The following is a 25,343-nucleotide window of genomic DNA, read 5'->3' on the forward strand; positions in this document are numbered from 1 at the left end:
TACCGGCTCCTTTTTATGACTTCTGCGCTTCAGACTGCGGCTGCTTTTGCGCCTGAGTGTCAACTTCCTGCACTTTTACCTGAGCGCCTGGGTGGGCTTTCATCAGGCCGGTGACAATCACGCGGTCGCCGGTTTTCAAGCCGTCGGTAACCAGCCATTTGTCGCCAATAGCCAGATCCGCTTTCAGCGTGCGCAATTCGACTTTGTCGTCAGCACCCACCACCAATGCGGTAGCTTCACCACGCGGGTTACGTGTCACACCCTGTTGTGGCACCAGCAAGGCATCGCTACGCACGCCTTCGTCCAGACGGGCGCGAACGAACATGCCCGGCAACAGCGTATCGTTCGGGTTCGGGAACACCGCACGAATAGTGATGGAACCGGTGGTTTCATCAACGGTGACGTCAGAGAACTCCAGCGTACCTTCCTGAGCGTACTGCGTGCCGTTTTCCAGCAGCAGTGTCACCTTGGCCTTGCCGTTTTCCTGTTTCAGCGCACCGCTGGCCAGTTCTTGTTTCAGGCGCAGGAAATCGTTGCTCGACTGAGTCACGTCGACGTACATCGGATCCAACTGCTGCACGGTGGACAGAGCAGTAGTCTGGCCGTTGGTAACCAGCGCACCTTCAGTCACGGCAGATTTGCCGATGCGACCGGAGATCGGTGAAGTCACTTTGGTGTAAGCCAGGTTGATACGCGCGGTTTCCACTGCGGCTTTAGAGGCCACTACTGCGGCTTCTGCCTGTTGCAGCGTGGAGACAGCAGTATCGTAATCCTGCTTACTGATGTAGCTGGTACCCAGCAATGGTTTGTAGCGGTTTACCGTGACGCGCGCGATCGAGGCACTTGCCTGGGATTTAGCCAGGTCGCCTTTGGCGCTGTCATAGCTTGCCTGATAAGTAGCAGGATCGATCTGATACAGGGAAGACCCTGCCTTGATATCACTGCCTTCAACAAAGTTGCGTTTCAGGATAATACCGCTGACCTGAGGGCGAACTTCGGCGATACGATACGCAGCGGTACGGCCAGGAAGATCGGTAGTCATATTGAGAGGCTCGGCCTTCAACGTCACTACACCCACTTCGGGAGCCGGTGGTTGGGCGCCTTGCTGTTGGGTTTCTTTATCGTTACATCCTGTAAGCATTAAGCTGCCTGAAAGCATCAGAACTGCCGCCAGAGGCGTTAACCCTCTGTTTTTGTTCATAGAAAAACCTCAAGTGTCCGATTTCAAAATGATCAATGGATCACAAGCTTTAAAACCCATTGCTGCGTTAATTATATGTGCGTGCTATGGTACATACATACGCGAATGTATGTAAATCACACTCCCCCGAAAAAACAACGCCATGGCACGAAAAACCAAACAGCAGGCGCTAGAAACTCGACAGCACATACTTGATGCTGCGGTGCAAGAATTTTCTGAACGTGGCGTTTCTGCAACCTCACTGACAGATATTGCCACGGCTGCCGGAGTTACGCGTGGTGCAATTTATTGGCACTTCAAGAACAAGGTAGACCTGTTTAACGAAGTTTGGGAATTATCAGAGTCAAAAATTGGCGATCTCGAACTAGAGTATCAGGCAAAGTACCCCGAGAATCCACTGCGTATTTTACGAGAAATTCTGATTTACATTCTGACGGCTACGGTCGATGACAGCCGTCGGCGAGCCCTGATGGAAATCGTTTTTCACAAGTGCGAATTCGTTGGTGAGATGATGCCGCTGCATGAAGCGCGTAAAGTCTTGTACCTGGCAGGTTACGAACGTATTGAGTCGGTGCTGCGCGACTGTATAGCCCATGGCCAATTGCCCGCTGATTTACATACCCGTCGCTCGGCAATCATTATGCATGCCTATATTACCGGCCTGATGGAAAACTGGCTGTTTATGCCGGAGAGCTTTGATCTGAAAGCCGAAGCGCCGGTGTTGATCGATTCTTTCCTCGAAATGGCCCAATTCAGTCCCACGTTGCGGCTCAGGCCGGAAGAGCTGGCGGCGCAGCCGTGCAGTGTCGAAAGTCATCCTTTATAAGGAGAAATACCATGTCATCGTCCTCCGTTGTGTTGATTGCCAATGGCGCCGCCTATGGTCACGAATCCCTGTTTAACGCCTTGCGTCTGGCGATTACCCTGAAAGAGCAGCAAAGCGATCTCGACCTGAAACTGTTTCTGATGTCCGACGCGGTCGTCGCCGGTCTGGCTGGGCAACAGCCGCGAGAGGGTTATCATTTGCAGCAGATGCTGGAAATTCTCACTGCGCAACAGGTGCCGGTAAAACTGTGCAAGACCTGCGCCGACGCGCGTGGCATCAGTCAACTGCCGCTGGCGGATGGGGTGGAGATTGGTACTCTGGTAGAGTTGGCGCAGTGGACGCTGGCGACCGGGAAAGTGCTGACGTTCTGATCCCGCGATCTCTCTGTACATCACCAGCAACGCTTTTCTTATTCTGTGGCTATCTGCGATCGTGATAATCTTGACGCTTCTTTATTGATTCGAAGCCAAATCATGCATCGCAGGTTAGCTAAACGTTCTTTTCTGGCGTTACCCTCGTTCTTCGGTGTGGGCCTCTCCCGCGCCCTTGCCCTGTTTTTACTGATCGCGGTTTGCGCGGTCTGCCAACCTGCGGCCTATGCGTCCCTGAATGGCGATCTGCCGTCACGCAGCGAAATCCAAAGCCAGCTTGAAGCGCTGAACAAGCAAAAGACGCTGACGCCGGTCAATAAACTCACCCAACAAGATTTGACCCGCACGCTTGAGCTGCTGGATGCCATCGAACGCACCAAACAGGACGGCGCTCAGCTTAAGCAGCAGTTGCAGTTGGCTCCGGGGAAACTGCGTCAGGTCACCGCCGATCTGGATGCGCTGAAGACGCCGGTCGACAGCGCAGCCGCCAGAGCCGAACTGCTGCCGCTTTCCCTGCGTCAGTTGGAAACCCGGCTTTATCAGACACTCGACGATCTGCAAACCGCACAGGAAAACCTGTCGACTTATAACAGCCAACTGGTTTCGCTGCAGACCCAGCCGGAGCGGGTACAGAGCAGCATGTATACCGCTTCGCAGCGCCTGCAGGAGATCCGCAACCAGATCAACGATCAGACACCGGGCCAAAACTCACTGCGCGACAGCCAGTTAGTGATGCTGGCGACTGAACAGACGCTGCTCAATGCGCAAATTGACCTGCAGCGCAAGAGCCTGGAGGCTAACACCACTTTGCAGGATCTGCTGCAAAAGCAGCGTGATTACACCACCGGGCACATTGATGCGCTGGACCACAACGTGCAGTTGCTGCAAGAGGTGGTCAACAGCAAGCGCCTGACGCTGTCGGAAAAAACCGCCAAAGAGGCACAGAACCCGGAAGACGCCACGGATATCCAGCACGATCAGTTGGTCAGTAAAGAGCTGGACGTTAACCGCCAGCTCAGCCAGCGGCTGATTGCCGCCACCGAAGAGAGCAACGTGTTGTTCCAGCAGAATATTCGGGTGAAGAACTGGCTCGATCGCGGCCTGCAGGCGGAACGCAATTTGAAAGAACAAATCCAGGTGCTGAAAGGCAGTCTGGTGCTGTCGCGCATTTTGTATCAGCAACAGCAAAGCCTGCCGCAGGGCACGCTGGTGGCGGACATGGGCACGCGAATCGCCGATCTGCGTCTGGAACAGTTTGATATCAATCAACAGCGCGACGACCTGTTCAAAGGTGACGACTACATCAATAAGCTGGTTGCCGACAGTAAAGAAAAAGCCAGCACGGACGTGCTGGATGCTTTGAGCGAAATCGTCGATATGCGACGTGAACTGCTGGATCAGTTAAACAAACAGCTGAGTAATCAGTTGGCACAGTCGATCAGTCTGCAGATCAACCAACAGCAGCTGACCAGCGTTAACAGCTCGCTACGGGATACGCTGACTCAGCAGATTTTCTGGGTCAACAGCAACAAGCCGGTTGATCTGGCGTGGCTGAAAGCTTTGCCGGGCGCGCTCAGGGATCAGATTGCCACTCTCGACTTCAAGTTAGACATCGGCAAAATGGTGCAGGGCGGGCTGAATTCACTGGTCATCCTGATCCCGTTGCTGCTGTTGCTCGGCCTGCTGCGCTGGCGCTACAAGTTGATCGACAGCCATTTGCAGAAACTGGCTAACGATGTTGGGCAGTTAAAGCGTGATGGCCAACTGCACACGCCAAAGGCCATCATACTGACCTTGCTGAAGGTATTGCCAGGCTCAGCGTTGCTGCTGGGTGCCGGTTTCTGGTGCTATCGTGCTGAAATTGGCCTCAGTGATTTTATTTGGGCGCTGTCGCAACAATTGGCGCTGTTTTGGCTGATTTTCGGTTTCACCTATCGCACCCTGGCGGTGGGGGGCGTTTGCGAGCGGCACTTCAATTTCACTCCTGAGCTTTGTGCACACTACCGCCGGCAGACGGTGCGTCTGGGCTTGGCGCTGCTGCCGTTGATCTTCTGGTCGGTATTGGGCGAGAAAGCGCCGCTGCGGCTGGTGGAGGATGTCATCGGTCAGGTGGTGGTGATGCTGACGTTGGCGCTGCTGGCCGTACTGGTGTTCCCGATGTGCCGTGACAGCTGGCGTGAGAAAGGCTCGCACGCAGTGCGATTGGTGATTGTTACCGCGATTGCCGCCACGCCGCTGATCCTGCTGGGGCTGATGTTTGCCGGTTACTTCTACACCACGCTGCGGCTAGCCGGTCGCTGGATCGACAGCCTGTATCTGTTCTTCCTGTGGAACATTGTTTATCTGACGGCTATTCGCGGCCTGAGCGTGGCGGCGCGGCGTTTGGCCTATCGTCGTGCGTTGGCCCGTCGCCAAAGCCTGGCGAAAGAAAAAGAGGGGGCCGAAGGGCTGGAACCGGTCGAAGAGCCGCCTTTGGCGCTTGACCAGATCAACCAGCAGTCGCTGCGTCTGACCACCATGGCCCTGTTTATTATCTTTGCCAGCGCCTTCTATGCCATTTGGTCCGATCTGGTGACGGTGATTTCGTATCTGGACAGCATCACGCTGTGGCATTACACCAGCACCGTCGCCGGCAGCAGCGTGGCGCAGGCGGTGACGTTGGGCAACATGATGGTGGCGATTGCTGCGGTTATTGTCGCCTACGTCATGACGCGCAACCTGCCGGGCTTACTGGAGGTGGTTGTGCTGTCGCGGTTGCAGTTGCGGCAGGGCACCTCTTACGCCATCACCACCATACTGACCTATCTGATCACCACCGTGGGTGCAGTGACTGCGCTCGGATCGCTGGGCGTATCCTGGGATAAGCTGCAATGGCTGGCCGCCGGTTTGACCGTGGGGCTGGGCTTCGGACTGCAGGAGATTTTCGCCAACTTTGTCTCCGGCCTGATTATCCTGTTTGAACGGCCGATCCGCATCGGCGATACCATTACTATTGGCACTTTCTCCGGCTCGGTCAGTAAAATTCGTATTCGCGCCACCACCATCACCGACTTTGACCGCAAAGAGGTGATCATCCCGAACAAGGCGTTTGTCACCGAGCGGCTGATTAACTGGTCGCTGTCAGACACCATCACCCGCGTATTGATCAAGGTTGGCGTGGCCTACGGCTCCGATCTGGACAAGGTGAAAGCGGTGTTGCTGCAGGCAGCGCGTGATAACCCGCGGGTGATGACCGATCCTGAGCCGCAGGTGTTCTTCCTGAATTTCGGCGCCAGCACGCTGGATCACGAACTGCGCCTGTACGTGCGTGAGTTGCGTGACCGTAGCTATACCGTTGACGAACTGAACCGCTCGATCGAACGCCTGTGCCGCGAGAACGATATCAATATTGCCTTCAACCAGCTTGAGGTGTACTTGCACAATCAGCAGGGCAACGAGGTGCAGGAAGTGAAACGGACGCTATCACCGGATGAAGGCGGCATGTCGGCAGGCTAATGGGATAAGGGTAAGGGTTCAGCGCAGGCTGAACCCTTTTTACTGGTCGACAGGCAGGTAAGGGGAGGTCACACCGTTGCGTTGCAATTTTTCCTGATAGTCCCGTTTGACAATATCCAGCGCCGCCAGCGCGGTAACCGGATCGATCTCATTACATTCCAGCAGATAAATCAGATCTACTGCCAGTTGCAATTCTGCTGAGGCATTTTCCAGAGACATAAAACCCACGTTTAAATTGAGATGAATGAGTGATGCTTCGCTTCGGCTGAGTATAGTGAACAAGATCCGCGGAGGGGAATAATCATTAAAATATTGTGATAAATATTCAAAAACCGTTTTCTTTACGTTCGATACTGCGCTCAATACGGGCCAGCGCCTGACGGCAACGCATCAGTCGACCTTCCAGCGCCGCCAGCTCATGCTGCAGTTTTTGCTGCGCCGCCAGCGTGGTCTGCCTGCCTAACAGACTTTCCCGATCCTGGATCATCGAAATGATCCGACGTTCATAATCCTGATGTTCAGCCAGCTTGTGATACAAATCTACGGCCGTCACTTGCTTGGGCTGATTTTTCCGACGCAACGCCTGGGTCGCCAATTCGCGCTGCAGGGCGGTGATTTGCGCCACCAGTCTCTCGGCCAGAAAGGCCACCTGGGTAGTGCGGCTATCGTTGGCTGCGGTTTGCAACTGGGCAAAGTTCTTTTGTACTTCTGTCAGGTAATCACGCAGCCGGGTACCACGGTTGGAAAATAACGCAGCGTCAAAGCGTGCCTGAGGGATCGGGGCGTCGCCTTGCGGCGTGATTTCACCGGCTAACACGGTGATCTGTTGTTCTAACACTTGTAAAAGACGCTGAGTACTCACGTTGGCTCCATGGCGATGATATTGGGCTCAGCTTGCCTTCGATCACGCCATGAAACAAGCGCTGTGCACATATTCCGGCCGTTGCGGCTGGTGGCGCAGGGGAGGCCGATGATAAAGTGACGGCAGACAGGTTGATGGACAAGGACTCGCATGACGCGTTGGTTATTGATAATCCTCGGTTGGTTAGCGGTGGTGCTGGCGACGCTGGGCGTGGTATTGCCCCTGCTGCCCACCACGCCGTTTCTGCTGTTGGCCGCCTGGTGCTTTGCCCGTTCATCGCCGCGATTCCACGCCTGGCTGCTGTACCGCTCCTGGTTTGGCTCCTATCTGCGCCACTGGCAACAGCACCGGGCATTACCGCCTGGGGCCAAATGGAAGGCGGTGTTGATGATTGTGCTGACGTTTGCGGTTTCTCTGTGGTTGGTGAAAATCTGGTGGGTGCGCGGCTTACTGTTAGTGATGCTGGCCATTCTGCTGATCTTTATGTTGCGTCTGCCGGTTGTTGACCTGTCGCAACAAAAACAGCGTTGATCGCACACCGCCGGTTGCATTTGTCCGCCAGTTTGCATAAATTTGAGCGTTTTCGTGCGCGGGTTGCAGACGACCTGTGCGCAAGTCATCAGGCAGTTTTATCAGGCAACAATTATGACCGCTACTGCGCAGCAGCTTCAGTTTATTAAAGACAGTATCAAAACCATCCCGGATTACCCTAAGCCGGGCATACTGTTCCGTGACGTCACCAGCCTGCTGGAAAACCCGCTGGCCTATGCCGCCAGCATTGAATTACTGGTTGAGCGCTTCCGTGAAGCGGGCGTCACCAAAGTGGTTGGCACCGAAGCGCGCGGCTTCCTGTTTGGCGCTCCGGTTGCGTTGGCACTGGGCGTAGGCTTTGTACCGGTACGTAAACCGGGCAAGCTGCCGCGTGAAACCCTCAGCGAAAGCTATGAGCTGGAATACGGCACCGACCGACTGGAAATCCATACCGACGCTATCAGCGCCGGCGATAAAGTGCTGGTGGTGGACGATCTGCTGGCTACCGGCGGCACCATCGAAGCCACCGCAAAACTGATCCGCCGTCTGGGCGGTGAAGTCACCGACGCCGCCTTTATTATCAACCTGCCGGATCTCGGCGGTGAAGCGCGTTTAAACACCCTGGGTATTGAATGCTACAGCCTGGTCAACTTCTCCGGCCACTGATCTGCATTACCACAACGGCCTCGCGGATTGCCGCGGGGCTGTGTTAGCATGACCCTCCAGATTACTCGACTTTTCCGGTATTAATGAGCTATCAGGTTCTTGCCCGTAAGTGGCGCCCTCAAACGTTTGCAGATGTTGTCGGACAGGAACATGTCCTGACTGCACTGGCTAACGGCCTCTCGCTGGGGCGGATCCATCACGCCTATCTGTTCTCGGGCACGCGTGGCGTGGGTAAAACCACCATTGCGCGCCTGCTGGCCAAAGGCCTGAACTGTGAAACCGGCATCACCGCCACACCGTGCGGTCAATGTGACAACTGCCGCGAGATTGAGCAGGGACGTTTTGTCGATCTGATCGAGATCGACGCCGCGTCCAGAACCAAGGTGGAAGATACCCGCGATTTGCTGGATAACGTCCAGTACGCTCCCGCCCGCGGCCGCTTCAAGGTTTACCTGATTGACGAAGTGCACATGCTTTCGCGTCACAGCTTTAATGCGCTGTTGAAAACGCTGGAAGAGCCGCCTTCGCACGTCAAATTCCTGCTGGCAACCACCGATCCGCAAAAGCTGCCGGTGACCATTCTGTCACGCTGTCTGCAATTTCATCTCAAGGCGCTGGACGTCGATCAGATCCGTGGCCAACTGGAAACGGTGCTGCAGGCGGAACAGATCACCAGCGATCAGCGAGCGTTGCAGCTATTGGCGCGAGCCGCCGATGGCAGCATGCGTGATGCACTGAGCCTTACTGACCAGGCGATTGCCATGGGCCAGGGGCAGGTAACTACCGCCACCGTCAGCCAAATGCTTGGCACGCTTGACGACGAACAGCCGTTGGCGATCCTCGAAGCGCTGGTCAGTGCCGATGGCGAAAAGGTGATGGCGCAGGTTGCGCAGGCCGCTTCGCGCGGTGTCGATTGGGAAAATCTGCTGGTCGAGACGCTGGCGTTGCTGCACCGGATTGCGATGGTGCAACTGCTGCCGTCGGTGTTGGACAATCATTACGCCGCCATTGAACAACGGCTGCGTGAACTGGCGCGTACCTTGCCGCCGACTGACGTACAGCTCTATTACCAAACGCTGTTGGTTGGACGCAAAGAGCTGTCCTTTGCGCCAGATCGCCGCATGGGGGTTGAAATGACTCTGCTGCGCGCGCTGGCGTTTCACCCGAAAGCGGTGATCCCGGAGCCGGTGGCGATGGTGCAAACCGCGATGGCTCAGCCACAGGCTCAAGCGGCCCAGCCGTCACAGTTTCAGGACGCGCCCCCGCCGTTAGGGCAGGTTGCGCCGCAGAACAATCAGCAAGCGAATTTACCGGATGCCACCGCGCAATTATTAAAGGCGCGAACCCAACTGCTGAGGCAGCAGGGAGCATCCACACCAAAAAAGAGTGAACCGGCGGCGCCTGGAAAAGCGCGGCCGGCAAACTCAGCACTGGAGCGGTTAGCTTCCGTGACTGAGCGCAGCCAGCAGCGCCAGGCGGAAAAGATCGTGCAGGAAAAACCGGCCAAGCCGGAGGCTTATCGCTGGCGTGCACTGACCGAGCCGGTGGCCGAACCAGAGCCGCTGGCCACGCCGAAAGCGCAGCGTACCGCGCTCGAGCATGAGAAAACCCCCGAGCTGTCGGCCAAGCTGGTGGTTGAATCGCTGGAACGCGATGCCTGGGCGGCGGAAATCGATAAGCTGAAAATACCGAAACTGGTGCAGCAGTTGGCATTAAACGCGGTTAAACAGCTGCTGGAACCCGGTAAGATTTGTCTCCATCTGCGGTCGTCGCAGCGTCACCTGAACTCGCCTTCGGCGCAGAAGGTGCTGACCGAGGCGCTCAGCGAGCTGTATGGCAGCCCGGTTGAGTTGACCGTGGTGGAAGACGATAATCCGGCGGAGCGGACTCCGCTGGAATGGCGACAAGCCATTTACGAAGAAAAACTGGCGCAGGCGCGCCAGTCGATCGTTGCGGATACCCATATTCAGACGCTGCGCCGGTTCTTCGACGCGGATCTGGATGAAGACAGTATTCGCCCCATTTAAACGCCGCGTAAAGTGCGCGGCCCTAGCGACGAGAGACGACTATGTTTGGTAAAGGCGGTCTGGGCAACCTGATGAAGCAAGCCCAGCAAATGCAAGAAAAAATGCAGCAGATGCAGGAAGAAGTCGCCAAATTGGAAGTGACTGGCGAATCCGGTGCCGGCCTGGTGAAAGTCACCATCAACGGCGCGCACAACTGCCGTCGTGTGGAGATCGATCCGAGCTTGATGGAAGACGATAAAGATATGCTGGAAGATCTGATCGCTGCTGCGATCAACGACGCAGCACGTCGCATCGACGAAACCCAGAAAGAGAAGATGGCGTCTGTGTCCAATGGCATGCAACTGCCACCTGGCTTTAAGATGCCGTTCTGATGCAAACCAGCCCGCTCCTTGAAACATTGATGGAGGCGTTGCGTTGCCTGCCGGGCGTTGGCCCGAAGTCGGCGCAGCGCATGGCATTCCAACTGTTGCAGCGCGATCGCAGCGGTGGCATGCGTTTGGCGCAGGCGCTGACCCGCGCCATGTCGGAAATCGGCCACTGTGCCGATTGCCGCACCTTCACCGAGCAGGACATCTGCACCATCTGCGCCAATCCGCGCCGTCAACAAAACGGCCAGATCTGCGTGGTGGAAAGTCCGGCTGATATTCACGCCATCGAGCAGACCGGCCAGTTCGCCGGGCGCTACTTTGTGCTGATGGGCCACCTGTCGCCGATGGACGGCATTGGCCCTGGTGATATCGGTCTGGATCGGCTGGAGCAACGGCTGGAAAAAGAAAGCGTTACCGAAGTGATCCTGGCAACCAACCCGACGGTGGAAGGCGACGCAACCGCCAACTACATCGCCGAAATGTGTGGTCAGTATGGCGTAGTGGCCAGCCGCATTGCCCACGGCGTGCCGGTGGGTGGTGAGCTGGAGATGGTTGACGGCACCACGCTGTCACATTCCCTGGCCGGTCGCCACGTTATCAAGTTCTGATGCTTTTCTCTGACGGGGCTATCCGGCCCCGTCAGTTATTCTGCAAAAATTTCCCTCCACTCGCTTGAAAAACAATACCCTGACCCCCACTTGATCCTCATTGTCCGATTTTGGTAGTTATTGTCTTTGAGGTAATCAATGAGTATGAAAGGTCAAGAAACCCGTGGTTTCCAGTCTGAAGTAAAACAACTGCTTCATTTGATGATTCATTCGCTGTACTCCAATAAAGAAATTTTCCTGCGCGAGCTGATCTCCAACGCCTCGGACGCCGCCGACAAGCTGCGTTTCCGCGCGCTGTCCACGCCTGAGCTGTATGAAGGTGACGGCGAGCTGCGTGTGCGTCTTTCTTTCGATAAAGACCAGCGTACGCTGACCATTGCCGATAACGGCATTGGCATGAGCCGTGAAGAAGTGATTGAAAACCTCGGTACCATCGCGAAATCAGGGACCAAATCATTCCTGGAATCTATCGGTTCCGATCAGGCCAAAGACAGCCAACTGATCGGCCAGTTCGGCGTGGGCTTCTACTCCGCGTTCATCGTGGCGGATAAAGTCACCGTGCGTACCCGTGCTGCCGGTGCAGCCGCCGATCAGGGCGTGTTCTGGGAATCTGTCGGCGAAGGCGATTACACCATTGCCGATGTCAGCAAAGAAGATCGCGGTACTGAAATCACTCTGCATCTGCGCGAAGGCGAGGATGAATATCTCGACGCCTGGCGTCTGCGTTCGGTGATCGGTAAATACTCCGACCACATCGCACTGCCGGTTGAGATTGAAAGCAAAAACGAAGAAGACGGCACCGTTACCTGGGAAAAAATCAACAAGGCGCAGGCCCTGTGGACCCGTAGCAAGGCCGACGTCACCGACGAAGAATACAAAGAGTTCTACAAGCACATCGCTCACGATTTTACCGATCCGCTGAGCTGGAGCCACAACCGGGTGGAAGGCAAGCAGGAATACACCAGCCTGCTGTATATCCCGGCGCAGGCTCCCTGGGATATGTGGAACCGCGATCACAAGCACGGTCTGAAACTGTATGTACAACGCGTGTTCATCATGGACGACGCTGAACAGTTCATGCCGAACTACCTGCGTTTCGTGCGCGGCCTGATAGATTCCAACGATCTGCCGCTGAACGTCTCGCGTGAAATTCTGCAGGACAGCCGTGTGACGCAAAACCTGCGCGGCGCGCTGACCAAGCGTGTGTTGCAGATGCTGGAAAAACTGGCCAAAGACGACGCGGAAGGCTACCAGAAGTTCTGGCAGCAGTTCGGCCTGGTGTTGAAAGAAGGCCCGGCGGAAGACGCGAACAACAAAGAAACCATTGCCAAGCTGCTGCGTTTCGCTTCTACCCAGAGTGACAGCTCGGCGCAAACCGTCTCGCTGGAAGAGTACGTTGGCCGCATGGCGGAAGGGCAGGAGAAGATTTATTACATCACTGCCGACAGCTATGCCGCCGCCAAGAGCAGTCCGCACCTGGAGCTGTTCCGTAAGAAAGGCATCGAAGTGTTGCTGCTTTCCGATCGCATCGACGAATGGATGATGAGCTATCTGACCGAGTTTGACGACAAGCCGTTCCAGTCGGTCAGCAAGGCGGACGACGCGCTGGACAAGCTGGCGGACGAGACCGAAGAACAGAAGGCCGCAGAGAAGCAACTGGAGCCGTTTGTTGACCGCGTGAAGACCCTGCTGGGCGATCGGGTGAAGGACGTGCGCCTGACGCACCGCCTGACCGATACGCCGGCTATCGTCATCACCGACGCCGATGAAATGAGCACCCAGATGGCGAAACTGTTTGCCGCTGCGGGCCAGGAAGCGCCGGCCGTGCAATACATTTTCGAACTGAATCCGGAGCATGCGCTGGTCAAACGCGCATCCGATGTGGGCGATAACGAACAATTCGCCGAATGGATTGACCTGTTATTGGATCAGGCGCTGCTGGCTGAACGCGGCACGCTGGAAGACCCAAATCAGTTTATCCGCCGCATGAATAAGCTGTTGTCCGCATAACAGTGACTCTATACGCCCCTGGCCTAAAGGTTGGGGGCGTATTTTTTTGCTTTTCTCACTGATTTTCCATGTTTTATCCTCTTTTATGTCCCTTCTGCTCCGCAATCGATTTCCTCGCGTACCTTGAGCCAGCCCCCCCTGAAATGGTATGGTTGAGCGTTTTCGCAATTTTATAAAAACTACATAGCAAGGGGATTTACGCAATGCGTATCATTCTGCTGGGCGCTCCGGGCGCTGGTAAAGGTACTCAGGCTCAATTCATCATGGAGAAATACGGTATTCCGCAAATCTCTACGGGTGATATGTTGCGCGCAGCCGTGAAGGCCGGCAGTGAACTGGGCAAGCAGGCGAAAGAAATCATGGACGCCGGCAAGCTGGTGACCGATGAGCTGGTTATTGCACTGGTTAAAGAACGCATCACTCAGGAAGACTGCCGTAAGGGCTTCCTGCTGGACGGTTTCCCACGCACTATTCCACAGGCTGATGCAATGAAAGAAGCCGGCATCAACGTGGATTACGTGCTGGAATTTGCCGTGCCGGACGAACTGATCGTTGATCGCATCGTTGGTCGTCGCGTACATGCGCCGTCTGGCCGCGTGTATCACGTGAAATTCAATCCGCCGAAGGTGGAAGGCAAAGACGACGCGACCGGTGAAGAACTGACGACTCGTAAAGACGATCAGGAAGAAACCGTGCGTAAGCGTCTGGTGGAATACCATCAGATGACGGCACCACTGATTTCCTACTACAGCAAAGAAGCTGCAGCAGGCAACACCCAATACCGTAAAATCGACGGCACCCGTAAAGTGACCGAAGTGAGCGCTGAACTGGCAACCATCCTCGGCTGATCGGTTTTTCATTGCGGTGTATAGCGCCAGGCCCTATCGGTCTGGCGTTTTTTTTCGCCATTTTCCAGCCGAACTGTGATCGCCGTGGCTTGTTGCGCCCGTGTGCTTTAATCATCTGCGATAAATGGCGTATAACTGCCCCCATGTAACCCTCGGGGATCATCCTCATGCTCAGACCCACCAATTTGCTGGCAGAATCCACCGCGCGCCAGATCGTGCAGCGGGCGATGGGTATCATCAATCATTCCGTCAACGTGATGGACAGCAATGGCGTCATCATCGCCTCCGGCAACCCCTCACGGCTGTTCCAGCGCCATGAGGGCGCGGTACTGGCGCTGACCGAAAATCGGGTGGTGGAAATCGATGCGGTCACCGCTGCGCACCTGAAGGGCGTGCGTCCAGGTATCAATCTGCCGTTCAGTTTTCGTAGCCAGCAGGTAGGGGTGATCGGCATTTCCGGTGAGCCAACCCAAGTGCGCGCCTATGCCGAGCTGGTAAAAATGGCGGCTGAGCTGATGGTGGAGCAGGCGGCACTGCTGAGCCAAAACCAGTGGGAAAAGCGCTACCGCGAGGAGCTGGCAAACCAGTTGCTGCAGCCGCAGCCGGCATCGGCCTCACTGGAGGCCATGGCCGCTTATCTGGGACTGGATCTGCAACTGCCGCGCATTGTTTGGATCGTGGAGTTGCAGGAGCCGCAACCGCATTTGCTGCGTGAACTGCTGACGGAGCTGGAACACACCCAGCGCGAAGCGCTGCTCACCATCACCGGCTTCAACGAAATGATCCTGCTGCGGCCCGCTAGCCTGGTGCAGGGGGAGTGGAGTTTGAAGCAGGAACGCAAGCAGGCACAGCAGTTGCAAAGCCAGCTGCAGTCTCGTTTCAACCTGCGTTTGATTATTGGCGGTTTTTTTAGTGGTGAAACGGGACTGCATCGCTCAAACCTGACCGCCCGCGCCACGCAGGCGATGGCGCAGCGGCTGAAACTGCGTCACAAGACGCTGTTCTATCAAGATTATCCTCTGCCCTCATTGCTGTGTGATTTGGGTGAGGACTGGCGGGCACAGGAACTGTCTCGCCCCTGGCAGACTCTGGAGGCCAGCGATGAAAAAGGGGTACTGCGCAGCACCCTGCGACACTATTTTTCGCGGAATTGTGATCAGACGCAGACCGCCGCCGAGCTTCATATCCACGTCAACACCCTGCGTTATCGCCTGCAGCGTATTGAGGTCATTACCGGATTGAAAATCAACCAGTTAACTGATGCATTGCAGTTGTATATCGGCATGCTGATGCACGACTGAATTGTGTGAAACCACAACTTTCCGGCGTACCGCCCGACGGGTTTTTGTGGCTTCCTCTCACGCTAATGTTCGGCGCTCAGGATATGTTTTCCCCACACCAACAACGGGGAAAATAATAATGATAACGGTATCTACATTGGGGGCGCTGGTGGCATTGGTCGTCGCTATCGTTCTGATTTTACGCAAGGTCCCGCCGGCTTACGGCATGATTGCCGGTGCACTGGCCGGTGGATTATGCGGCGGCGCCGATCTGGTACAGACCGTGACGCTGATGATCACCGGCGCTCAGGGCATCACCAACGCCGTGATGCGCATTCTGGCGGCGGGGGTGCTGGCTGGGGTGTTGATTGAGTCTGGCGCGGCACACACCATTGCTGAAACCATTGTCCGCAAGGTCGGGGAAACCCGAGCGCTGCTGGCGCTGGCGATAGCTACACTGATCCTGACGGCGGTTGGGGTATTTATCGACGTGGCGGTGATCACCGTGGCGCCTATTGCACTCTCCATTGCCCAGAAGGCCGGGATCTCAAGGGGGGCCATCCTGTTGGCGATGATCGGCGGCGGCAAGGCCGGTAACGTGATGTCGCCCAACCCGAACACCATTGCCGCTGCCGACAACTTCCATGTGCCGCTGACCTCGGTGATGATGGCCGGTATCGTGCCCGGCCTGTGTGGGTTGGTGGTGGCCTATCTGCTGGCCCGTCGCCTGAGTAACAAGGGTGAAAAGGTGATGGCAGAGGAACTGACTCAGCATGCCGAAGGATCTCGTCCAGGTTTTGCGGCGGCGATCAGCGCGCCGTTGGTTGCCATTGTGCTGCTGTCGCTGCGACCGATCGCCGGTATCGCAGTTGATCCGCTGATTGCATTACCGGCTGGCGGATTGGTCGGGGCCCTGTTGATGGGGCGTATTCGCCAGTGTAATCAATTTATGGTTTCTGGCCTGAGCCGTATGGCACCGGTGGCCATTATGCTGCTCGGCACGGGTACGCTGGCAGGTATTATCGCCAACTCGGCGTTGAAGGACGCATTGATTAACGGATTGACCCACACCGGGATGCCGGCCTGGCTGCTGGCACCGCTCTCGGGGGCGCTGATGTCGATGGCGACGGCCTCGACCACTGCCGGCACCGCCGTGGCATCCGGGGTATTCAGCAGTACCTTGCTGGAGCTGGGCGTCAGCGGGTTGGCCGGTGCGGCGATGATCCATGCCGGTGCGACGGTGCTGGATCACCTGCCACACGGCAGCTTCTTCCACGCTACCGGTGGCAGCGTCAATATGGCAGTCCATCAACGGCTGAAGCTATTGCCGTATGAAACCCTGATCGGCTTTACCATCGCGGCCGTCTCGGCGCTGATGTTTGGCGTATTTAATCTGGCGGGATAAGGAATACTGATGAAAACGCTGAAAAAAGTGGTTATTGCTCCAGACTCGTTTAAAGAGAGCCTGAGTGCGATGGAGGTGGCCGAGGCCATCGAGCGCGGATTCCGCCAGATTTACCCGCAGGTGCAGTATGTGAAGTTGCCGATGGCGGACGGCGGCGAAGGGACGGTGGACTCGATGGTGGCGGCTACCGGCGGAGAAATCGTCAGCGTTGAGGTGACTGGCCCGCTGGGCCAGCCGGTATCTGCCTTTTACGGCTTGCTGGGGGAGGGGAGAACCGCCGTGATTGAGATGGCGGCCGCTTCCGGCCTGCATCTGGCGCCTAATGGTCGACGCGATCCGCGCATTACCACCAGTTACGGTACCGGTGAATTGATCCTGGCGGCGCTGGAGCGCGGCGTGAAGGCGATTATTCTGGGCATCGGCGGCAGCGCTACCAACGATGGTGGTGCCGGTATGATGCAGGCGCTGGGCGCCAGGCTGCTGGATGACAACCAGCAGCCGCTGGCACCGGGGGGCGCGGCGCTGGCCCGGTTGGCGCAAATTGACCTTTCTGGGGTGGACCCACGCCTGCAGCAGGTGAGCGTGACGGCCGCCTGTGACGTGGATAATCCTTTGTGTGGCCCGCATGGTGCCTCGGCGGTGTTTGGCCCACAGAAGGGCGCCACGCCGGAGATGGTGACGCAGTTGGATGCGGCACTGAGCCATTTCGGCCGCTTGCTGGAGCAGGCTACCGGCCGTCAGGTGCTCAATGCGCCGGGTGCCGGTGCGGCGGGCGGAATGGGGGCGGCATTGCTCGGCATGCTCAACGCCCGCCTGCGACCGGGAATTGAGATCGTGATTGAAACCTTACGGCTGGAAGAGGCGCTGCGTGATGCCGATCTGGTGATCACCGGAGAAGGGCGGCTGGACAGCCAGTCGATCCACGGTAAAACGCCGATTGGCGTGGCACGGATAGCCAAACGCTACGGCCTGCCGGTGATCGGCATTGCGGGCAGCCTGTCGAAAGATTATCAGGTGGTGCACCAACATGGCATTGACGCGGCCTTTTCGGTGCTCGATCGCGTCGTCACGCTGGAAGAGGCCCTGACGGATGCGGCCACTAACCTGGAGGTGACGGCACGTAACGTGGCGGCGGTCTGGCGGCTGGCACAAGGCTGAGGTCAACCTCTTTTACCATGGGCACTACCTGTTGCTGATATCGGTTCCGATGAGGCGCTTTTCCGTTACAATAGGCGCCATTAATCGAGGTTAATCCCCTGACCCAGAACGGGGGGTTAGCTTGCAAGGAATCAAGGGGAACTGAGATGAAGCAAGAGAAACACGGAGTATTGCTGGTGAACCTGGGCACACCAGATGCTCCGACCTCGTCGGCGGTAAAACGCTATCTGAAGGAATTTCTTAGTGACGACCGTGTGGTGGATACTGCCCCTCTAATCTGGTGGCCGATCCTCAACGGAGCGATCCTGCCGATCCGCTCACCGCGGGTTGCCAAGCTGTATCAGTCGGTATGGATGGACGAAGGTTCACCGTTGCTGGTTTACAGCCGCCGTCAGCAGCGTGCACTGGCCGCACGCATGCCGAACACGCCGGTTGAACTGGGTATGAGCTACGGCTCCCCGAGCCTGGCCGAGGCGATCGACAAGCTGCTGGCACAAGGGGTGACTAACCTGGTGGTGCTGCCGTTGTATCCGCAATACTCCTGTTCGACCAGCGCTGCGGTGTGGGACGGGGTGGCGCGCATACTGAAAGGCTACCGCCGTCTGCCGTCAGTCAGCTTTATCCGCGATTATGCCGAGCACCCGGCCTACATTGCCGCGCTGCGCCAGAGCGTTGAGCATTCGTTCGCTGAGCATGGTCAGCCGGATCGTTTGGTGCTGTCATTCCACGGCATCCCCAAGCGCTATGCGCGCCTCGGTGACGATTATCCGCAGCGTTGTGAAGACACGTTACGTGCTCTGACGGCGACATTACCGCTGGCGCCGGATCGGGTGATGATGACCTATCAGTCGCGCTTTGGCCGTGAGCCCTGGCTGACGCCTTACACCGACGAAACCCTGAAAGGCCTGCCGGCTCAGGGCGTTAAGCATATTCAGCTGATCTGTCCCGGCTTCTCGGCGGACTGCCTGGAAACGCTGGAAGAGATCAAAGAGCAGAACCGTGAGATTTTCCTCAAGGCCGGCGGTGAGAAGTTCGAGTACATTTCTGCGCTGAACGACGAGCCGGCGCACATTGATATGATGCAGCAACTGGTGGCGCAACGCTTCTGATCCTCAGCATGCAAAATGGTGACAGCCATCATCAATCAGGCAGGAATGTGCTAACATTCTCTGCCTGTTAACTGCCACTGCCGCCAATTAAATGAAATTTCCTGGTAAACGTAAGTCCAAACACTATTTTCCGGTGAACGCCCGCGATCCGCTCTTGCAGCAAGCTCAGCCCGAAAATGAAATCAGCACCTCCTATGTCGTCGGTATTGACCAGACGCTGGTGGATATCGAAGCAAAAGTGGATGACAGCTTCGTCCAGCGCTATGGCCTGAGTCTGGGGCATTCCCTGGTGATCGAAGATGACGTCGCCGAGGCGTTGTATCAGGAATTGATCGACAAAAATTTAATCACCCATCAGTTTGCCGGCGGCACTATCGGCAATACCCTGCACAACTATTCAGTGCTGGCGGACGACCGCTCGGTACTGCTCGGCGTGATGTGCAGCAATATCAAGATTGGCAGCTACGCCTACCGCTACCTGTGCAATACCTCCAGCCGTACCGATCTTAACTATCTGCAGGCCGTTGACGGTGCCATTGGCCGCTGCTTCACGCTGATCGGTGAAAGCGGTGAGCGAACCTTCGCCATCAGCCCGGGACAGATGAACCAACTGCGGCCGGAAAGCGTCACGGAAGAAGTGATTGCCGGCGCTTCGGCGTTGGTACTGACGTCCTACCTGGTGCGTTGCAAGGAAGGGGAACCGATGCCGGCGGCCACCATGCAGGCGATCGCGTTTGCCAAAAAGCACGACGTGCCGGTGGTTCTGACGCTCGGCACCAAGTACGTGATTGCCGATAACCCGCAGTGGTGGCGCGACTTCCTGAAACAGCACGTGTCGATCCTGGCGATGAACGAAGATGAAGCGCTGGAACTGACCGGGCTGAGCGATCCGTTGACCGCCTCGGATATGGCGCTGGAATGGGTCGATCTGGTGCTGTGCACCGCCGGGCCAAACGGCCTGTATATGGCGGGTTACACCGAAGAGTCCAACAAGCGGGAAACCCAGCATCCGCTGCTGCCGGGGCATATCGCCGAATTCAACCGCTATGAGTTCAGCCGCGCGATGCGCCGTGAAAGCTGTGAGAGCCCGTTCCGCATCTATTCGCACATTGCGCCATACATGGGTGGGCCTGAGAAAATCATGAACACCAACGGTGCCGGTGATGGCGCGCTGTCGGCGCTGCTGCATGATATTGCCGCCAACGGTTTTCACCGTAATAACGTGCCGAACTCCAGCAAGCACGTTCGCAGTTACCTGACTTACTCCTCGCTGGCGCAGGTGTGTAAATACGCCAACCGCGTCAGCTATCAGGTGCTGAACCAGCATTCACCGCGCCTGACGCGCGGCTTGCCGGAGCGGGAAGACAGTCTGGAAGAGTCTTACTGGGAACGGTAAAAAACAAAAGGTCCGGCGAGCCGGACCTTTTTTACATCGCTTGTCACATCAGATCGGGCAACCGCCCATTTTCTCTTCTTCAGTCAGCGTATCCAGTTTAAGGATATTCAGCATGCTGTTGGCGATTTCCCGTTCGCCCATCACCACCTGATCCGCGCCGCGATCGGAGATATACGACACTTCGTCATCGTAGTGCGCCCGGGCAATAATCTCGATATTAGGCCGCTTGGTTCGCGCAGAGGCTACGATCTCACCGGCCTCGTAACCGTTGGGTATGGTCAACAACAGCCAGCGAGCGCAGTCTAGTCGCGCCAGATCCATCACTTCCGGATTGGCGGCATTGCCCAATACCGTTTTGATGCCCTGTTCACGCAGCGCCTCAACCCGTGGACGGGAATTCTCGATCACCACCAGCGGAACGCCGGCCTCGGCCAACTTGGCCCCCAGCAGGCTGCCTACGCGGCCATAGCCGACTACCAGCGCATGGTTGCACATATTGACCGGGATCTGCTTCTCGTCTTCTACCGCTTCTTCCAGGATTTGGTCTTCTATGGTCTCCGTCTTGGCCAGATAACGCTCGAGCAGGGTGAACAGCAGCGGGTTAAGCATGATCGACAAGATAGCCCCAGCCAGCACCAGATTGCGACCGTGCTCCGACATCATGCCCAGCGTGATCCCCAGCCCTGCCAAAATGAAGGCGAACTCGCCAATTTGCGCCAGGCTGGCGGAGATGGTCAACGCGGTGCGCTTGGAGTGACCGAACATTTTCACCAGCAGGAACGCCGCGGCTGATTTACCGAACACGATAATCGCCAGCGTTGCCAGCACCGCCAGCGGTTCGCGGATTAGGATCATCGGATCAAACAGCATGCCGACCGAGACAAAGAACAGTACGGCAAACGCATCGCGTAGCGGCAGCGTGTCGTGGGCGGCGCGGTGGCTCAGCTCCGACTCGTTCAGCACCATACCGGCGAAGAAGGCCCCCAGGGCAAAGGAAACGTCAAAGAAGCCGACAGCGCCGTAGGCAATGCCCAGCGCCAGCGCCAGCACCGCCAGGGTAAACAGCTCGCGTGAGCCGGTACTGGCGGTTTTCGCCAGGATCCACGGCACCAGACGGCGACCAACCACAATCATCAGTGCCATAAAGGCGATAACCTTGCCGATGGTAATGGCCAGCTCGATCAGCAACTGACTGCTGCTGGCGTTGTCGTTACCCAGCATGTTGGCAAAGGCCGGTAACAGTACCAGCGCCAGCACCATCGCCAGGTCTTCCACAATCAGCCAGCCAATGGCAATTTGCCCGCGTTGGCTATCAATCAACTGGCGTTCTTCCAGCGCGCGCAACAGCACCACGGTACTGGCGGTGGACAGACAGAGCCCGAACACCAGGCCGGAAATCAAATCCCAACCCAATAGCTTTGACAGCCCCATACCGAGCAGGGTGGCGACGGCAATTTGCGCGACGGCACCGGGAATGGCGATATGTTTTACTGCGAGGAGGTCTTTAAGGGAGAAATGCAGGCCAACACCGAACATCAACAGGATCACACCGATTTCCGCCAGTTCTGGAGCCAACGAGGTATCGGCAACAAAACCGGGAGTAAACGGGCCGGCGAGTACGCCTGCGGCAAGGTATCCCACCAGTGGGGAGATGCGCAGGCGATTTGCCAGCATACCGAAGAGGAAGGCGAGTACTAACCCTCCGACAATGGTGGAGATTAGCGGTGTTGAATTATGCATCCAGACTCCTTCTAGTTATGCATCGCAGCAGAGAGGGAAACGCAACAGAGTTACGAAAAGATACATTTAGTTTATTGCATTTGTTCGCGCCTTGCTTAGCTAAATATAGCTATTTTGCGAAAAAGCAGAGGATTCCGCTTTTGGCACGCCAGTAAGGGGATTTAACACTTAATAAGTCAAATAACATGGGATTGTGTGGGAGATGACCCGGTTGAACGATGGATTACAACCGGGGTTTCAACAGGGTTATTTGGCGTTATGGTCCGTATTTGGCAGTAGAGCAGTGATAATGCCGATCAACGGCAGGAAAGCACAGATTTGGTAGACCAGCTCGATGCTGGTCAAATCTGCGACATAACCAAGAACTGCCGCGCCTAACCCGCCCATACCAAAAGCAAAACCGAAGAATAAGCCGGAAACCATACCCACTTTGCCGGGGATCAGTTCCTGGGCATAAACCAGAATGGCGGAAAACGCTGAAGCGAGAATTACCCCGATAAATACCGTTAAAATGCCAGTCCAGTACAGAGATGCATAGGGTAAAACAAGGGTAAATGGGGCTGCGCCAAGAATAGAGCCCCAAATAACACGTTTCCTTCCTATCTTGTCGCCAAGAGGCCCGCCAATAATGGTGCCTGCGGCTACGGCAAACAGGAACGCAAACAGGTGAAATTGGGCATTCTGCACGGATACACCGAACTTGTGCATCAAATAAAAGGTGTAATAGCTGCTAATGCTCGCCAGGTAGAAGTATTTGGAGAAAATCAACACCAGCAGGATGCCAATCGCATAGGTAACGGTACGTTTTGGCAGCGGTTTCACCATCGAAGCCACTTTAGGCTGGCCTTTTGTCGCACGATGCTGCTGTTGATACCATTTACTGACCTGCAACAACACCACGATGGCCAGCAGAGCCGCCAGTGAGAACCAGGCGACATTGCCCTTGCCATAAGGAGCGATAATCAGTGCCGCCAGCAGTGGCCCGAGGGAACTGCCAAAGTTGCCTCCCACCTGAAACAGCGATTGTGCCAGGCCATGTCGGCCACCGGACGCCATACGCGCTACGCGAGAGGATTCTGGGTGGAATACCGACGAGCCGGTGCCGACCAACGCAGCAGCCAGTAGCACCAGTGGGAAGGTATTGGCCACGGACAGCAGCAGCAGACCGCACAGGGTAAAGCCCATGCCGATCGGCAGCGAATAAGGCTGCGGGTGTTTATCCGTGTAGTAACCAATCAGCGGCTGCAATAAGGACGCCGTGAGCTGATAGGTCAGAGTAATCATGCCGATTTGCACGAAGCTGAGGCTGAAGTCAGCCTGCAGGATCGGGTAAATCGCCAGGATCAGCGATTGAATCATGTCATTGAGCAGGTGAGAGACGCTGATGGCTCCGAGGATCGAGAAAGCCGTCCCTTTAACCGCACTGCTCTTGGCCGGTGGCAGGGCAGTTTCGCTACGGTCGGTCATTTTATTATTAGCCTGGTAAGTTTTAGAGGACAGAGCAGATATCTTAGGCAAGTTGTTCACTATTTACCATATCCGACATAATTTGACGCATATCGCAAAAATTTGAAATTTGTTACCTTCGTTTCGCGCTACAATTTCGTCCACCTCAAAAAAACAGTTAATTATCATATGGAGTTCGCCATGCGCTTTTCGTTAAAAACCACCGCATGTGCCCTGGCCGTATCCCTGACTTTCCTGTCGGGAGCCGCCAGCGCCTGGGAAAAGGATAAGACCTACGACATTACCATTCTGCACACCAACGATCACCACGGTCATTTTTGGCAGAACGACCACGGTGAATATGGTCTGGGCGCACAAAAAACGCTGGTGGACAGCATCCGTCAGGACGTTGCGGCCAAGGGCGGCAGCCTGTTGCTGCTGTCGGGTGGCGACATCAATACTGGCGTGCCGGAATCCGACTTGCAGGATGCCGAGCCGGACTTCCGTGGCATGAATCTGGTGGGCTATGACGCGATGGCGATCGGCAACCATGAATTCGACAATCCGCTCAGCGTGCTGCGCCAGCAGGAGAAGTGGGCCACCTTCCCGCTGTTGTCGGCCAACATCTATCAGAAAAGCACCCAGCAGCGTCTGTTCAAGCCTTATGCCTTGTTCGATAAACAGGGCATCAAAATTGCGGTGATCGGCCTGACCACCGATGACACCTCCAAGATTGGCAACCCGGAATATTTCACCGACATCGAGTTCCACGTGCCGGCGCAGGAAGCCAAACAGGTAGTAGAGCAACTTCGTAAGGACGAGAAGCCTGACGTGATCATCGCCGCGACTCATATGGGCCATTATGATGACGGCAACCACGGCTCTAACGCACCCGGTGATGTCGAAATGGCGCGCAGCCTACCTGCCGGTTATCTGGACATGATCGTCGGTGGCCACTCGCAGGATCCGGTTTGTATGGCTGGTGAAAACCACAAGCAGGTGGATTATGTGCCGGGCACCCCGTGCTCGCCGGATCGTCAGAACGGTACCTGGATCGTGCAGGCGCACGAGTGGGGCAAGTATGTCGGCCGTGCCGATTTCCAGTTCCGTAACGGTGAACTGAAGCTGGTGCATTATCAGCTGATCCCGGTCAATCTGAAGAAGAAGGTGGAGAAAGCCGACGGCACCAGCGAGCGCGTGTATTACACCCAGCAGATCGCGGAAGATGCGTCGATGATGAAACTGCTGACGCCGTTCCAGGAAAAGGGCAAGGCGCAGTTGGACGTAAAAATTGGCAGCGTCAACGGCAAGCTGGAAGGCGATCGCAGCAAGGTGCGCTTTGTTCAGACCAACCTGTCGCGCGTGCTGTTGGCAGCGCAGATGGAACGTGCCGAGGCCGACTTCGCCGTAATGAGCGGGGGCGGGGTACGTGACTCGATTGAAGGCGGCGACATTACCTATAAAAACGTGCTGAAGGTACAACCGTTCGGCAATACGCTGGTTTACGTCGAAATGAAAGGCAGCGAGGTGGAAAAATACCTGGCGGTAGTCGCCAACATGAAGGTGGATTCCGGTGCCTACGCGCAGTTTGCCAACGTTAGCCTGACGGCGGACGGTCAGCAGGGTGTCAGCAATGTCAAAATCAAAGGCGAGCCGCTACAGGCGGATAAGACTTACCGTATGGCAACGCTGAACTTCAATGCGCTGGGCGGGGACGGTTATCCGAAGCTGGATACTCTGCCAAGCTACGTCAATACCGGCTTTATCGATGCCGAAGTGTTGAAACAGTACATTGAGAAGCACTCACCGCTGGATGCGGCGGCCTATGAGCCGAAGGGCGAGATCGTTTATCAGTAGCTAAATATAAAGGCGGCTTTTTTTGCTTTAATTTAAGGCTGGCCGCCTATTTTTGTTACCTTCAAGTACTCTCAGTATAACGGTGCAAAAAATAAGCAATATTACACTGCAATAACAGCCTAAAATGCCTTCCTTCGAT

General features: G+C 56.3%; 21 protein-coding genes and 1 other annotated feature. Of the genes, 16 read left to right on the plus strand and 5 right to left on the minus strand.

Annotation, left to right across the window (positions count from 1 at the left end; all coding sequences use genetic code 11):
- Nucleotides 1-13: 13 nt before the first annotated feature.
- A complete protein-coding gene (sdeX, locus tag QOT07_RS05400; RefSeq protein ID WP_261427400.1) occupies nt 14-1,201 on the minus strand; it encodes a multidrug efflux RND transporter periplasmic adaptor subunit SdeX in 1,188 nt (395 codons plus the stop codon).
- A gap of 142 nt (nt 1,202-1,343) precedes the next feature.
- On the opposite strand from sdeX, the gene acrR reads away from it, so the two are divergent.
- The 3 genes from acrR (at nt 1,344) to mscK (ending at nt 5,893) form a co-directional block, all read left to right on the plus strand.
- Nucleotides 1,344-2,027, plus strand: a complete 684-nt coding sequence (acrR, locus tag QOT07_RS05405) for a multidrug efflux transporter transcriptional repressor AcrR (protein ID WP_261427399.1) — start codon at nt 1,344-1,346, stop codon at nt 2,025-2,027.
- 11 nt (nt 2,028-2,038) lie between these two features.
- The gene (locus QOT07_RS05410) at nt 2,039-2,398 is read left to right on the plus strand and encodes a DsrE/DsrF/TusD sulfur relay family protein (RefSeq protein ID WP_099065365.1); all 360 of its coding nucleotides are present in this window, start codon (nt 2,039-2,041) and stop codon (nt 2,396-2,398) included.
- Between the two features lie 102 nt (nt 2,399-2,500).
- Nucleotides 2,501-5,893, plus strand: coding sequence for a mechanosensitive channel MscK (gene mscK / locus QOT07_RS05415; RefSeq protein ID WP_099065364.1), 3,393 nt, complete (start codon nt 2,501-2,503; stop codon nt 5,891-5,893).
- Nucleotides 5,894-5,932: 39 nt separating this feature from the next.
- Here mscK and rsmS read toward each other — a convergent pair whose 3' ends face one another.
- Both rsmS and priC read right to left on the minus strand, forming a co-directional pair.
- Nucleotides 5,933-6,112 carry a pleiotropic regulatory protein RsmS gene (gene rsmS / locus QOT07_RS05420; RefSeq protein WP_099065363.1) on the minus strand — a complete coding sequence of 60 codons (180 nt, stop codon included), beginning with the start codon at nt 6,110-6,112 and terminating at the stop codon, nt 5,933-5,935.
- 106 nt (nt 6,113-6,218) lie between these two features.
- The gene (priC, locus tag QOT07_RS05425; protein WP_099065362.1) at nt 6,219-6,755 is read right to left on the minus strand and encodes a primosomal replication protein PriC; all 537 of its coding nucleotides are present in this window, start codon (nt 6,753-6,755) and stop codon (nt 6,219-6,221) included.
- Between the two features lie 150 nt (nt 6,756-6,905).
- Here priC and QOT07_RS05430 point away from each other — a divergent pair, with 150 nt between their 5' ends.
- The 12 genes from QOT07_RS05430 (at nt 6,906) to QOT07_RS05485 (ending at nt 20,161) form a co-directional block, all read left to right on the plus strand.
- Nucleotides 6,906-7,286, plus strand: a complete 381-nt coding sequence (locus QOT07_RS05430) for a DUF454 family protein (protein WP_261415433.1) — start codon at nt 6,906-6,908, stop codon at nt 7,284-7,286.
- A 114-nt stretch (nt 7,287-7,400) separates the two neighbouring features.
- Nucleotides 7,401-7,952, plus strand: a complete 552-nt coding sequence (apt, locus tag QOT07_RS05435) for an adenine phosphoribosyltransferase (protein WP_099065360.1) — start codon at nt 7,401-7,403, stop codon at nt 7,950-7,952.
- Between the two features lie 83 nt (nt 7,953-8,035).
- Nucleotides 8,036-9,979, plus strand: a complete 1,944-nt coding sequence (dnaX, locus tag QOT07_RS05440) for a DNA polymerase III subunit gamma/tau (protein ID WP_283602681.1) — start codon at nt 8,036-8,038, stop codon at nt 9,977-9,979.
- Nucleotides 9,312-9,376 (plus strand) — a sequence feature (DnaX frameshifting element). (Overlaps the previous gene by 65 nt.)
- 41 nt (nt 9,980-10,020) lie before the next feature.
- Nucleotides 10,021-10,350, plus strand: a complete 330-nt coding sequence (locus QOT07_RS05445; protein WP_012005575.1) for a YbaB/EbfC family nucleoid-associated protein — start codon at nt 10,021-10,023, stop codon at nt 10,348-10,350.
- Nucleotides 10,350-10,955, plus strand: coding sequence for a recombination mediator RecR (gene recR / locus QOT07_RS05450; protein ID WP_012005576.1), 606 nt, complete (start codon nt 10,350-10,352; stop codon nt 10,953-10,955). The genes QOT07_RS05445 and recR overlap by 1 nt, the downstream gene beginning before the upstream one ends.
- 144 nt (nt 10,956-11,099) lie before the next feature.
- Entirely contained in the window at nt 11,100-12,965 is a 1,866-nt protein-coding gene (htpG, locus tag QOT07_RS05455; RefSeq protein ID WP_283602682.1) for a molecular chaperone HtpG, read from the plus strand.
- A gap of 203 nt (nt 12,966-13,168) precedes the next feature.
- Nucleotides 13,169-13,813, plus strand: coding sequence for an adenylate kinase (gene adk, locus QOT07_RS05460; RefSeq protein ID WP_112347668.1), 645 nt, complete (start codon nt 13,169-13,171; stop codon nt 13,811-13,813).
- 167 nt (nt 13,814-13,980) lie between these two features.
- Nucleotides 13,981-15,114, plus strand: coding sequence for a sugar diacid recognition domain-containing protein (locus QOT07_RS05465; RefSeq protein WP_283602683.1), 1,134 nt, complete (start codon nt 13,981-13,983; stop codon nt 15,112-15,114).
- Between the two features lie 118 nt (nt 15,115-15,232).
- The gene (locus tag QOT07_RS05470) at nt 15,233-16,498 is read left to right on the plus strand and encodes a GntP family permease (RefSeq protein WP_283602684.1); all 1,266 of its coding nucleotides are present in this window, start codon (nt 15,233-15,235) and stop codon (nt 16,496-16,498) included.
- Between the two features lie 9 nt (nt 16,499-16,507).
- Nucleotides 16,508-17,656 (plus strand): glycerate kinase, encoded by a 1,149-nt coding sequence (locus tag QOT07_RS05475; protein ID WP_283602685.1) that lies wholly within the window; start codon nt 16,508-16,510, stop codon nt 17,654-17,656.
- A gap of 146 nt (nt 17,657-17,802) precedes the next feature.
- A complete protein-coding gene (hemH, locus tag QOT07_RS05480; RefSeq protein ID WP_099065353.1) occupies nt 17,803-18,765 on the plus strand; it encodes a ferrochelatase in 963 nt (320 codons plus the stop codon).
- A 91-nt stretch (nt 18,766-18,856) separates the two neighbouring features.
- The gene (locus tag QOT07_RS05485) at nt 18,857-20,161 is read left to right on the plus strand and encodes an inosine/guanosine kinase (protein ID WP_099065352.1); all 1,305 of its coding nucleotides are present in this window, start codon (nt 18,857-18,859) and stop codon (nt 20,159-20,161) included.
- 48 nt (nt 20,162-20,209) lie between these two features.
- Here QOT07_RS05485 and ybaL read toward each other — a convergent pair whose 3' ends face one another.
- Nucleotides 20,210-21,901 carry a YbaL family putative K(+) efflux transporter gene (ybaL, locus tag QOT07_RS05490; RefSeq protein WP_207976210.1) on the minus strand — a complete coding sequence of 564 codons (1,692 nt, stop codon included), beginning with the start codon at nt 21,899-21,901 and terminating at the stop codon, nt 20,210-20,212.
- Between the two features lie 246 nt (nt 21,902-22,147).
- Nucleotides 22,148-23,368: an MFS transporter gene (locus tag QOT07_RS05495; protein ID WP_099065350.1), complete on the minus strand. Its 1,221-nt coding sequence runs from the start codon at nt 23,366-23,368 to the stop codon at nt 22,148-22,150.
- A gap of 180 nt (nt 23,369-23,548) precedes the next feature.
- On the opposite strand from QOT07_RS05495, the gene ushA reads away from it, so the two are divergent.
- The gene (ushA, locus tag QOT07_RS05500) at nt 23,549-25,204 is read left to right on the plus strand and encodes a bifunctional UDP-sugar hydrolase/5'-nucleotidase UshA (protein WP_099065349.1); all 1,656 of its coding nucleotides are present in this window, start codon (nt 23,549-23,551) and stop codon (nt 25,202-25,204) included.
- Nucleotides 25,205-25,343: the final 139 nt, after the last annotated feature.

The organism is Serratia proteamaculans (assembly GCF_949794035.1).
GTDB classification, from domain to species: domain Bacteria; phylum Pseudomonadota; class Gammaproteobacteria; order Enterobacterales; family Enterobacteriaceae; genus Serratia; species Serratia proteamaculans.